The following is a 4,669-nucleotide window of genomic DNA, read 5'->3' as shown; positions in this document are numbered from 1 at the left end:
CCGAGAAAGAGTAGTTCTGGGGGTGCAAGGGGCGGCCCCAGTGGGCCGGGGCATACCCGGATCGCACAAAGGAGCCTAATATGGTAGCTTGTGCATGGCCGAAACCGGTGAGCGTTTGCTCATACTTCCGGCTTCGGTTTGGAAAATGGGAATACGTGGTTTCGCACTGCCGTTCCTATCCGTCCCACTAAGGTTGTCTAGGCCGAGGGATTTGTAAGAAGAAACGTACCTATCACTAGCCGGAATCCGGTGTCTAGGGAAACCGAACTAGCCGTCAATGCGGCTAGTTAAGTATATAGGCCCCAATCGTTACATATGCGATTGCCTCGTAGCCCGAGGCGAACGCCCACCCTGTCAGCACCAATGCCGCCAGAACAAAAAACCGCCACCGCCACATAGCCCTCCCCCTGCGGAGGCGCGGGTCGTTCCTTGGCTAGATCATACAGCCGAGACAAGGCGGCGACCCGCCACCCTTCCCAAGCCGCAGCGGTTCGGCGCCGCGCGCTCGCAGGGTCATTTCAGGAAGCGCGCCAAGGCGTCCGCGATCGGGACCAAGTAACGGTCCAATTCAGCGCGGGTCTCGCCGGCTAGGCGATCCAGGGCGCGCTCGAAGCGGCCAAATTCGTGATCCTCTGGCCAAGTGAATGGTCGTCCTTTGCGGTCCATGGTGTACTCTCCTTATTCAGATGGGACCAAATTGCCGTTCTGATCAATCCTGAGCTTCTCCCCATTGCGAGAAACGGTGTAGCTATCACCCGCATGGTATGCCCCATACCAGGCCAGAATGAGTGGGACCGATGCCATATCGCACTGGACCGTCGCGGTCTTTGTCGCGGCTCCTTTGTTGGATTACGGTTTCGGCTGAACGTGCTTGGCAAAGGCGGCATCAAACACCGCCCTGACCCGCCCGATAGGCCACCCTGTGCCGTGGCAAGTATTGCACTTAGACCATGAACCTGTGCGATCATAAGTGGTGTCGTTAAACCACCCTGCGCCGTTGCATTTCAAACAGTGCGTAGCCGACAAATCGGCTTCTCTCTTCTTCGCCACAGCTAGACGCCGCTCAAGGTCTTTTACGCTATCCATCGCCCTCGCTCCTATTCAGACATGGATTCGACCAGCGGACGGACGCAATCAGATTGCCGGGCGCGGCGCCATCGATAGCGTTCGCCTGACGCCTTGAAGCCATGAAGGTAGTGCCCGCCGACTTGGTGGCCGCAACCTGACCCGCCCCGTTACATTCCACCCCGTCCGCCCAGGAATTGGCCCCATCGGCATGGCTCGCGCTCCTTTGTTAGACCCTAACCGCGCCTCGGTTCCACGCTTCGACGGCATCTGCCATCCACTTCCGGGCCGTCGTCTGCCGCCCGCAATTCGAACAATAGACGCGCCAGCGGTGCCGAAGCGTTTCCTCGGGGATCGGCGTCCCAGAACCGCACTCGCAAGCCCGCATTCGGTCCAAGAAGAGGCCGTGCGCCCGTGCCACCTTGCCCGCTAGATCGTCGTCACCCATGGCCCCGCTCCTATTCGGACAGCACATGGGGCGGAACCCATACGCGCTTGGGGCCGAAGCCCTCGGTCAGAAATTCAGCATCTGGCCATTCGGAAGGGGCCGCGCCGTTCTCGGTGTGCTCGGTGGTCACCACCCCGTTTTCGACGGAAATAACCCGATACACCCCTAAATCGGCGCGGCTGGTGGTGTATAGGTCACCAGCCTTTGGAGCCCATTCCATGCCCTGATAGAACCGCGCGGCCAGCGCCTCTAGCTTTTGCATCTTGGTCAATTGCATGTTTCGCTCCTATTTAGACTGCGGCGGATACCAGCGGCGCAGAGCGCCCTCGGCATCCTGACAAAAGAATGTATGGCCCTGCATGGCATCTAACGCCTGACGCAGCCGCTCTATCTCGTCGGCTGCCTCACGCAAAACCGCAGGGTAATCCCATATCGCTGAGTGAGTATCGCTTTCGGCGTCCCGCGCCACATCACGCAATTTCTCGGGTGTCGTCACTGCCTTGCTCCTTTGTCAGACCTCTTCGTCGGGCAGGTCGGTGACCTCCCCGGCATCCCACAGCTTCTGCCAGGCGAAGTAGGCCGCCCGGCTGATCGGCACCTCAGACAGCGGCTTGAGCGCCTGCCAGACCTCGTTCCCGCGCGACCCCAAGCGCAGCATGGTGTCCGCCACCTCGACCCGCGCCGGGGTCATGGCCACAGGCCGACCGCCCTTCTCGCCCCGCTCACGCGCCCGCGCGATGCCAGCCTTGGTGCGCTCCACGATCAGGTTGCGCTCGAGCTCGGCCACAACGGCCATCATCTGGAGCATCGCCTTGCCCATAGGCGTCGTCATGTCCACGCGCTCAGTCAGGCTGAAGAACTTCACGTCTCGGCTTTCGAGCAGGTTCAGCACCTCGATGATGCCTTCCAGCGTGCGGCCCATCCGGTCCAGCTTCCAGACGACGAACTCGGTTCCGGGGTGCTGCGCGGTCTTGAGCGCGCGAATGAACATGGGGCGGTTCATGGTGCCTCCGCTGGCGCGATCCACGAAGATCAGATCTTCGGAAACGCCGTAGGCTTTGAGTGCGGCGATCTGCATGTCGGGGTTCTGATCAGCGGTCGAGACGCGGGCGTATCCGATCTTCCGACCGGGCGGGTTTTCGGATTTGGACGTCACTTTGTTACCGCTGTTTTTCATCGTCGCCGCCAATCTGGACCGGGTTCTCGGACTCAGCTTCGCGGCGATCAAGCTCGTTGTCTACCGCCTCGCGGATGAAGGCAGCACGTTGATTTGGCCCGGCCACCTTCTCGATGCGGTCCAGCGCCTCCTGCGTCAGGCGCACAACTGTTGGCTTCACATTCATTGGCGGGCGTCCCATCCGCCCGCTGCTATCCGATATCGGAAATTCGGTCAAAGATTCTTCCCCTCGCAGTAAGCGATATCGCTTATTGACCAAGTAACCGATATCGCTTATTCAGTCAACAGCACATCCCAACACCCCGGCCATAGGAGGGCCGCACCATGACCGACCGACCGAACCCCGCTGATTTCTCGGTGAACGACAAGCCGCGCGAGTATGATGTGCGCATCCGCATCGAAGGGACCATCTGCCGGACCATCAAGGCCGACAGCCAAGAGGAAGCCGATGCGATGGCGGAAAAGATCGAGGATGACATCCTCGAAGAGCGCGATGACGCGGAGCCTGATGAGGTTGACGACGTTCGCCTCATATCCTGCCGCAGGGCGCGCCCGATGTTCCGGGTGATGCGCGACGGGAAAGCCTTCCAGGTCAGCCATCTGGAGCCCGGAGACCTTCCCCGCGACCCCGATAATCTCGGTTTCTGATACAATCCAACTAGCCCGAAAGGAGAACACATGCCCGGACCACAATGCCCATTCTGCGGCAATGATCCGTATGAATATGTCGATATCGGCGTTGGCATGGAACGAGTTGCCGTGACGTGCTGCGAGTTAGGGATTGAATACTTCCACCCCGACGAACGGGACACGATCACAATTAGTCGCGGCACTCTCGGTTCATTCGCTGCCGTATTCTCAGCGATGCGAACGCTCGGCATGTCGCCGGACATTGAGTTTGATTGAACCGATACAGCTAACCCCGGAGGGAATATGACCAAGAAAATGTGGGCCGTTGGCGAGGATGATGGCGAAGGATGGATAGCCGTTTCCGCCGACACTGAGGCGGCGGCAAAGCGAGCGTACACAGACGAATGGCACGGCGCAGATGTAAAGGTTCCCGGCCACATCATCGCACAGCGAGTTGAGGCTTGGGATGCGCTGACCGGAGCGCCAGAGGGGAAGGACTGGCTCACGGCTGGCCTTTCCTATCTCTGCGAAGGAGGGTGCGGCTCTATGGCTTGCCTCGACGGAGCCGGAAAGATCATCGACGGGAAACCGTATTGCGAAGACTGCCCAAACTGAATCCAACAATCCCCCGGAGGAACCAATGACCGTATTTGACGATGAAATGATGAAGGCTCTTGAGGCCGATGGTGAATACCTGCGCCAAATGACGGCTATTCGGACAATCGTGTGGAATGGAGGCACCGTGTCTGAGCGCGTCAACATGACAATTCCCGACGATATGGGGGATAGGTTCGAGGCTTGGAGAGCGGAGCAGTGAGGGACAGCCGACTGCACAATGACTGCGACGGCGGGAACTGCATTGCCTGTCGCTCGGATGAGATCGTGGCGAAAGGTGCCATCTGCGAAACTTGCTTCTGGTGGCTGAGGGACAGCTTGGGCGATGGCGAGGGCCTATGCCGTCGCTTCCGTCCAGCGCGCGTCGAGACGACCCGCTCTGGCGACACGTGCCGAGAGCATTCCTTCGACAGCCCCTTCCATCGCTCCGGCCCTTGGTCACGAAAAGAGGCTGGCCGCCACCAGTGAGAAGAAGGGCGCCGGATAGGCGCCCTTCCTGATTTTTCGGGTCACGTCAGGATGAACATCTGGCAATCGCCGGGCGGCAGGCTCGTTTCGATGACGTTGAGCGGCCCGGTGATCGCCGCACTCTGGAGCGCAAGCGCGTTCGCCGTCGCCGCCGTCGAGTTGTGGTCAGCAAAGCCCCCCGTCATCGTCCACTTGGTGCCGGCGGTGAAGCCGGGCGGCACGCGCAGCACCACGGGCGAGACGCCATCCCCCGCCACCCCGCCATT

Annotated in this window: 10 protein-coding genes; 4 read left to right on the top strand and 6 right to left on the bottom strand. The window is 60.3% G+C overall.

Annotation, left to right across the window (positions count from 1 at the left end):
* Nucleotides 1–513 precede the first annotated feature (513 nt).
* The 5 genes from PMES_RS15970 to PMES_RS15950 form a co-directional block, all read right to left on the bottom strand.
* The gene (locus tag PMES_RS15970; RefSeq protein WP_159966720.1) at nt 514–666 is read right to left on the bottom strand and encodes a hypothetical protein; all 153 of its coding nucleotides are present in this window, start codon (nt 664–666) and stop codon (nt 514–516) included.
* Between the two features lie 857 nt (nt 667–1,523).
* Nucleotides 1,524–1,790 (bottom strand): hypothetical protein, encoded by a 267-nt coding sequence (locus PMES_RS15965; protein WP_159966719.1) that lies wholly within the window; start codon nt 1,788–1,790, stop codon nt 1,524–1,526.
* A gap of 9 nt (nt 1,791–1,799) precedes the next feature.
* On the bottom strand, nt 1,800–2,009 hold the full coding sequence (locus tag PMES_RS15960; RefSeq protein WP_159966718.1) for a hypothetical protein: 210 nt from the start codon (nt 2,007–2,009) through the stop codon (nt 1,800–1,802).
* A gap of 15 nt (nt 2,010–2,024) precedes the next feature.
* Nucleotides 2,025–2,690, bottom strand: coding sequence for a recombinase family protein (locus tag PMES_RS15955; RefSeq protein WP_159966717.1), 666 nt, complete (start codon nt 2,688–2,690; stop codon nt 2,025–2,027).
* Nucleotides 2,674–2,856: a hypothetical protein gene (locus PMES_RS15950; RefSeq protein ID WP_201289025.1), complete on the bottom strand. Its 183-nt coding sequence runs from the start codon at nt 2,854–2,856 to the stop codon at nt 2,674–2,676. Before PMES_RS15950 ends, PMES_RS15955 begins: the two co-directional genes overlap by 17 nt.
* Nucleotides 2,857–3,014: 158 nt before the next feature.
* Between PMES_RS15950 and PMES_RS15945 the strand changes: the two genes are divergently transcribed.
* The 4 genes from PMES_RS15945 to PMES_RS15930 are packed head-to-tail and all read left to right on the top strand — an operon-like array spanning nt 3,015 to nt 4,137.
* Nucleotides 3,015–3,338: a hypothetical protein gene (locus PMES_RS15945; RefSeq protein WP_159966716.1), complete on the top strand. Its 324-nt coding sequence runs from the start codon at nt 3,015–3,017 to the stop codon at nt 3,336–3,338.
* Between the two features lie 30 nt (nt 3,339–3,368).
* Nucleotides 3,369–3,596, top strand: a complete 228-nt coding sequence (locus PMES_RS15940; protein WP_159966715.1) for a hypothetical protein — start codon at nt 3,369–3,371, stop codon at nt 3,594–3,596.
* 27 nt (nt 3,597–3,623) lie between these two features.
* Nucleotides 3,624–3,935 carry a hypothetical protein gene (locus PMES_RS15935; RefSeq protein ID WP_159966714.1) on the top strand — a complete coding sequence of 104 codons (312 nt, stop codon included), beginning with the start codon at nt 3,624–3,626 and terminating at the stop codon, nt 3,933–3,935.
* 25 nt (nt 3,936–3,960) lie between these two features.
* Nucleotides 3,961–4,137 carry a hypothetical protein gene (locus PMES_RS15930; protein WP_159966713.1) on the top strand — a complete coding sequence of 59 codons (177 nt, stop codon included), beginning with the start codon at nt 3,961–3,963 and terminating at the stop codon, nt 4,135–4,137.
* A 307-nt stretch (nt 4,138–4,444) separates the two neighbouring features.
* Here PMES_RS15930 and PMES_RS15925 read toward each other — a convergent pair.
* The coding region (locus tag PMES_RS15925; protein ID WP_159966712.1) for a hypothetical protein at nt 4,445–4,669 on the bottom strand (225 nt) is incomplete at its 5' end.

Source organism: Profundibacterium mesophilum KAUST100406-0324, from assembly GCF_009835145.1.
Classification (GTDB): domain Bacteria; phylum Pseudomonadota; class Alphaproteobacteria; order Rhodobacterales; family Rhodobacteraceae; genus Profundibacterium; species Profundibacterium mesophilum.
This window is presented reverse-complemented; position numbering and strand designations above follow the sequence as displayed.